The following is a 5,321-nucleotide window of genomic DNA, read 5'->3' on the forward strand; positions in this document are numbered from 1 at the left end:
AACTCGTTGGAGCTGAGGTCTTTACCGAGAGCCAGCGAAGAGGAGAAAACAATCAATAGAAACGCTGCGGCGTGTGTTTTGTTGAACATGGTGACAGCTTTCCCCGCGATTACTTCAGTGCAAGTCTAAATTGGCTCTAATATAGTAAGTAAAATAAGGGTTTAGAGCAATTTTTTCGAGGCCTAAAGATGGAAATTATTCCATAATATCAATGAGTTTGACCCATTTAAGAGTCCGCTCATGGCAAATTAGGTGAGCTGTACTCATGGCGGTCTGCTCACTTACTTGGTCGAGCCGGATAGGGCCTAAGATACGATCTTGGTTTTGCAGATACCAAACTCGCTGGTTGGCTTCTGATTGCTTGAGTATTTTCAATGTTTGAACCACGAAATGATAAGCGTTGAGGTCTTGCTCACTCAAGGAACCATGCCCGGTGGAGTTCCAGTAGGCGAGAAGTTTTGCGTCAGATTGGCTTGCTTCGCGAGCATCGGCTTGGCTCTCCACTTCAGAAATGAGCGACGAGATTTGGCTTGCTTCGCTTTGTTGTCCCAACTTCTCCAGGTGCTTTGCCTGTTGGCGCAGAGTTTCAAGCACATGCGCTTCTTTCCAGCGTGAAGGAAGGAGTCCAAGTTTACGAAGCACTACGGGCGTTAGAGCGAGGGTCATAGGGATGGGCGAGAGGGCACTCATGGTGGTGATAAGACCGGCGGGTACCATTTTCATGAGGTCGAGCACTTGTGCCCGTGCCTGTTGCTCTTCTTCATCACTTAGTTTTTCACCGCTAAGCAGGCGTTTATTGATCAGCTCGACAAGCTCCGCGGTTTCTTGTGCTTCGCCGACGATGAGCTGCCATTGCTTTTGAGCTTTATCTTTAAGGCTTTGAGTCAATTCGTCGACAGGTCCAGTGGGACTGAGCAGGTTGAGTTCTTCTTGTGTTTCGCGAAGCCGTTGGGCCTCGTGAAGCAGCCCCTTAGATTCGAGTGCTTGAATCAGAGCTTTGGATGAGGGTGAGTCTGATGGGCTGGAGATGGTGTTAACCCGTGTTAAAATGGACCTATGGAAGTTTCAACTTGGCGATAACACAGCTTTGGGGAGAGTCCAATTTGCATTTAAGGAGAAGGTTTCACCTTGGGTAGGAACCGAAAATGTCCGGTGATCTTCCAATGAAAAAGGGAGTCGGACTTTTCTGGCCCGGACCCAATATTGTGAATAATCCAAGGGCGCCCTTTACGCTCGGGGTTGGGTACAACGATGCCAATATGGGGCAATTCTCTTCGCCCGGGATCAAGGTCCCAGGTGACGAGATCTCCAGGGAGATAATCGCCTGCTTGATTCGAGATCTTAAGGCTGTAGCCATGCCTTTTAAAGTAGGTCGCTAGGTTCGGGACGCGGCGATGGTCGATATTTCGATCCGGTCGGCTCAGTGCCCAACGTTTTGGGTAGAGTGAAAAATTGGCGCGCATGTCTTCGTGAACGAGCCTTTGGAGGTCAATTCCAATTCTGCGGTAAGCACGAATCACGACATCTGTACAAACGCCGAGATGCGCAGGCACATCGCCGTTGGGATATGGGATCGAGAAGTAGCGCCCATCGTAAGTGATATTTTCAAGAAGCCGGGCTTGCGCTGCAGCAGTGACTTGTTCGGCGCTTAGTGGTTGCGCCGCTAAGTTAGAGGGGCAAATGACGAGGACTGTGAGAAAGAGGACGATAGGCTTCATGTTTCTAAAACGCTGGAGATAGTGTTTTTATTCCGGCGAGGCCATTTTACGCCATCCCCAGGTGGCAGAACGGATGCCATCGGGTTCTGTAATTGTAAAATCCTCTTGGGGCAGCGCTGAAGTGATGACTTGGAAGATAAAGCGCTCATAATAGCTGAGCATTCCAGGGTATGAGCTGGATAAGCGGCTTGTGGTAGATGTGAGTGGCTCAGGTGTTGAGAGACTAAAATCGCTGGTGGTTAGGCCCAACTCCTCAAAGAGGCCGCGATTCAAGGCTGTGCGGGGACCTTCGTTCCCTATCATTTTTTCAGCCATCGGTCGGGTTGAGCGTACGCGTTTACGGCCATCTGCCAGTGTTTGCTCTAGCTCTACGAGCCGAAGCTCACCCGTGGGGCTGGAGCGAAGTTCGCCCACAACGACACGAACCTTACGCGAACCATCTTGAGCAATCATCGATTCTCCGAGTTCAAGCTCTCTCCAAAGGTTATCAACGCTCTTAGCGGATCCGGTGCCCCAGGAATCATACTCTGGGAGTGCCTTGAGGTAGCCTTGGAGCTCTTCTAGGCTTTTAAAGCGGGGGTAGTCTGGGCTCTTATGCATGGAAATAGTTTGTCTCCTTCAATGTTCGTCGGCTGGGATCCTAGAACAAATGGACAATTTCGCCAAGGGTGAAGTTTGCAGAGCTTTTCCCCGGAGAACGTTGCCAAGGCGGCGGCGGATGTGCGAGAGATTCCCATGCGTACGAATTCAATTCATCCTATGAGACGACTTTTTCAATACCTGGGTAAACACCGAGCGGCGTTCTACGTTGCGTCGGTGTGGAGCATTCTCAATAAGGTACTCGATTTAATGCCGCCTATTTTGGTGGGCTGGGTGATCGATAGTGTCCGGCGAGAGCCGCCGGAATGGATTACTTGGGTCATGGATACATCTGAGCCATTTCCCTTGGCTGCTTTTTTGGCAGGGCTCGGTGTGGGCGTGTTTGCTTTAGAGAGTTTGTTTCAGTGGCTTTACCAGCGCGGGTTTATGCGGTTGGCGCAGCAGGTTCAACATGAGCTTCGTGTGGATGCTTATTCGCATATTCAAAATCGCGAGATTGCTTTCTTCGAGAATCATCGAATGGGCGAAACCATGGCTATGCTCGGTGATGATGTGAATCAACTGGAGCGATTTTTAAATACAGGGTTTAACGACCTGCTCCAGCTCTGTGTTCTCTTTCTGTTCTCAGGTGCAGTGATGCTTGGTGTGTCTTGGGAGTTGGCCCTGATCGGTATTTTACCAATACCGCTGATTATTTGGGGAAGCTTTCGTTATCAAAGTCTGATCTCGCCTCGTTACGCCAAGGTCCGAGAAGCCGTAGGGCATTTAAATAGCCGCTTGGAAAACAATATTGCAGGTATTCAAGTCATTAAGAGCTTCACTGCAGAGGCCTTCGAAACAAACAGAGTTGAGAAAGCTTCCTTAGAGTATCAAAATGCGAACTTTTCAGCGATTCATCTAAGCGCTGTTTATGTGCCTCTCATACGCATGGCCGTTTCTTTTGGTTTTGGCGGAGTGCTTTTACTTGGAAGTTATTGGGTACTTGAGGACAATGGCCGATTGAGTGTGGGCGAGCTTGTCCTGTTCAGTATGATGATTCAGCGTGTACTTTGGCCTCTCACTCGCTTGGGCGTGACGCTCGATGATTTTGAACGGGCAGGGGCCAGTGCTCGTCGAACTTTTGGTTTACTTGATAGTGAAAGTAAGATTGTTGATCCCAAGACAATTACGCGCTTGGACAACTACTCTGGGTCTATTGAATTTGATGCGGCTGCCTTTGAGTATGTCCCAGGGCAATCGATTCTCAGCGGCGTGTCGTTTAAAGCGGCCCCGGGCGAGACCATTGGCATTGCTGGCACCACGGGCTCAGGTAAATCTACTTTGGTAAAATTACTACTTCGGTATTACGATTTAAAGAGTGGCAGCGTAAAACTCGATGGCGTTGATATTCGCGCGATGGCGCTCAAAGAACTCAGAGAGCAGATTTCGTTGGTGAGTCAGGATGTGTACCTCTTCCACGGAACCATAGCAGAAAATATTGCCTATGGAGCCAAAGAGATGGAGATGGGGCAGATTAGGGATGCCGCCAAGATGGCGAGGCTTGATGACTTTGTAAACTCACTCCCCGAGGGCTACGAGACCATTGTGGGCGAGCGTGGTATTCGCCTTTCTGGTGGTCAGCGACAACGTTTAAGCATTGCCCGGGCGATTTTAAAGAATGCACCTGTGATGGTGTTTGATGAAGCTACGAGCAGTGTAGACACTGAAACTGAACGAGCCATCCAAGAGAATCTGCATGCATTGACTCAAGGGAAGACGGCTTTGGTGATTGCACACCGTTTAAGTACGATCCGGCATGCTGATAGGATTCTCGTATTGAAAAATGGTGAAGTTGCTGAGGCAGGAAATCATCAGACATTAATTGACGCACGCGGGGTTTACGCTGAACTCTGGCGCATTCAGGTGGGAGATGTCACAATTCAAGGTGAGAGTGCATCGCCTCTTTGAGATTGTGTTTGGAAAAAGTCATGAGCGAAGAACTGGTCATTAAAGCGGGTATAACCATTCCTGCCTGGGAACTCTGGTGGACGGCTAGCCGCTCTGGTGGCCCGGGTGGACAGCATGCGAATAAAACCAGTAGCCGAGTCACGTTGCATTGGTCTCTAGCGAATACCGGTGCGTTTACCCCCACGATGAAGCAGCGTTTAGAGCGCAGTTTGAGAAGCCGGCTTACTGTCGAAGGCGAGTTATTGATTTCCGTTGATACCACGCGAAGCCAACACCAAAATCGTGAACTCGCTCGTGAGCGTTTGGCTCAAGTGGTCCTCGATGGGTTAAAAGTACAAAGACGACGGGTGGCTACCAAGCCTACGCGTGGTTCACAGCGTAGGCGGGTGAATGCAAAAAAGGCTCGCGGCGATACCAAGAAAATGCGGAAAAAGCCGTCTCAGGATTAGGTGCAGTGTGTCTTACGGTCTTCTTCGGCCAGGGTCTTAATCATATCCATAAGATGTTCAGCGTGGTCTCTTGCTGAATCTTCACGGTTCAAAGTGGAAGCCAATACTGGTTCGCCAAAGCGAATCCGAATCGGTGCACCTCTTTGTCCCGCGGGTTTGAAGTTTCGTTTAACTTCATAAAGAAAGTCACTCGATAAGCCGCACATAAAGTAGGGAATGATGGTTGTATTGCCCGGGCAATTTTGGACGAGCTGGCCCACACCACTGCGCGTTCTTAGGAACTGGTAAGGGTCATCATTCTTATTGCGACTTGCTTCAGGATGAATCCCCACGAGAGTGTCTTGGCGTCGTAAGAGTGCATCCATTTGAGCCATGCTCACGGGGTTTAGCTCGCCGCGTCTGCGGTCGCGGTAAATTGGAGGCCACATGGCACCGCCAGCGATAAAAATATTTAGAGCCAGCCCAATGGGGTGAGAATGAAAAAAGTCTGCACGCACAGGAAAAAAGAGATGCTTGAGAAAGTGGGTATGCTTGTAGAGCACAGCCGAGGCCACAAACATGTCGAAAAACGACCGGTGATTGGCAACCAGTAGAATACTGCCTTCGG

Annotated in this window: 6 protein-coding genes; 2 read left to right on the forward strand and 4 right to left on the reverse strand. The window is 49.8% G+C overall.

The window, feature by feature from the left end:
* Positions 1-195: 195 nt before the first annotated feature.
* From HOK28_04780 to HOK28_04790, 3 genes are all read right to left on the reverse strand, one after another.
* A complete protein-coding gene (locus tag HOK28_04780; protein MBT6432383.1) occupies positions 196-888 on the reverse strand; it encodes a hypothetical protein in 693 nt (230 codons plus the stop codon).
* A 221-nt stretch (positions 889-1,109) separates the two neighbouring features.
* A complete protein-coding gene (locus tag HOK28_04785; GenBank protein MBT6432384.1) occupies positions 1,110-1,718 on the reverse strand; it encodes a DUF1287 domain-containing protein in 609 nt (202 codons plus the stop codon).
* 27 nt (positions 1,719-1,745) lie between these two features.
* Positions 1,746-2,318, reverse strand: coding sequence for a hypothetical protein (locus tag HOK28_04790; protein MBT6432385.1), 573 nt, complete (start codon positions 2,316-2,318; stop codon positions 1,746-1,748).
* Positions 2,319-2,477: 159 nt separating this feature from the next.
* On the opposite strand from HOK28_04790, the gene HOK28_04795 reads away from it, so the two are divergent.
* Together HOK28_04795 and arfB are read left to right on the forward strand one after the other, a co-directional pair.
* Positions 2,478-4,265, forward strand: a complete 1,788-nt coding sequence (locus tag HOK28_04795) for an ABC transporter ATP-binding protein (protein ID MBT6432386.1) — start codon at positions 2,478-2,480, stop codon at positions 4,263-4,265.
* Between the two features lie 20 nt (positions 4,266-4,285).
* Complete coding sequence (gene arfB, locus HOK28_04800; protein ID MBT6432387.1) at positions 4,286-4,714, forward strand: aminoacyl-tRNA hydrolase; 429 nt, start codon at positions 4,286-4,288, stop codon at positions 4,712-4,714.
* Here arfB and HOK28_04805 read toward each other — a convergent pair.
* Positions 4,711-5,321: 1-acyl-sn-glycerol-3-phosphate acyltransferase (locus tag HOK28_04805; protein MBT6432388.1), on the reverse strand; the 611-nt coding region annotated here is incomplete at its 5' end. The two genes, arfB and HOK28_04805, sit on opposite strands and share 4 nt — an antisense overlap.

This window comes from Deltaproteobacteria bacterium, from assembly GCA_018668695.1.
Lineage (GTDB): Bacteria > Myxococcota > XYA12-FULL-58-9 > XYA12-FULL-58-9 > JABJBS01 > JABJBS01.

Excerpts from the sequence above, each read along its gene's own strand:
- HOK28_04785 (MBT6432384.1), bottom strand. The coding sequence starts at position 1,718 with ATGAAGCCTATCGTCCTCTTTCTCACAGTCCTCGTCATTTGCCCCTCT.
- HOK28_04790 (MBT6432385.1), bottom strand. The coding sequence starts at position 2,318 with ATGCATAAGAGCCCAGACTACCCCCGCTTTAAAAGCCTAGAAGAGCTC.
- HOK28_04795 (MBT6432386.1), top strand. The coding sequence starts at position 2,478 with ATGAGACGACTTTTTCAATACCTGGGTAAACACCGAGCGGCGTTCTAC.
- arfB (MBT6432387.1), top strand. The coding sequence starts at position 4,286 with ATGAGCGAAGAACTGGTCATTAAAGCGGGTATAACCATTCCTGCCTGG.